This window comes from Saezia sanguinis (assembly GCF_003991585.1).
In the GTDB taxonomy this organism is placed as follows: Bacteria; Pseudomonadota; Gammaproteobacteria; order Burkholderiales; family Burkholderiaceae_C; genus Saezia; species Saezia sanguinis.
In genome coordinates, this window is sequence record NZ_PQSP01000077.1 from 1 (window position 1) to 271 (window position 271).

A 271-nucleotide genomic window follows, 5' to 3' on the forward strand; every position below is an offset into this window, starting at 1 on the left:
CCTTTGGGCGTTCCGGTGGAACCGGAGGTGTAGGTGATGTAGGCGAGGTCGGCTACTCGCAGCGGGCGGAGGCGGTCGGTGTCGGTGACGGGCCCGTCGTCGCTGACCGCGCAGCCCTGCCGGGTCGCGGGGTCGTCGAGGATCAGGACCGGCGCGGTGTCCGGTAGCCGGTCGCGGAGCGCGTCGAGAGTGATCACCACCCGGGCGTCGCTGTCGGCGACCATATGCTCGATACGTTTCGCCGGATAGTCCGGATCGATCTGTACGATCG

Annotated in this window: 1 protein-coding gene; it reads right to left on the reverse strand. The window is 68.6% G+C overall.

Features of this window, described 5'->3' with window-relative positions; genetic code table 11:
• Positions 1–271, reverse strand: a 271-nt coding sequence (locus CUZ56_RS15055; protein WP_148113768.1) for an AMP-binding protein, incomplete at both ends; no start/stop codon positions are given.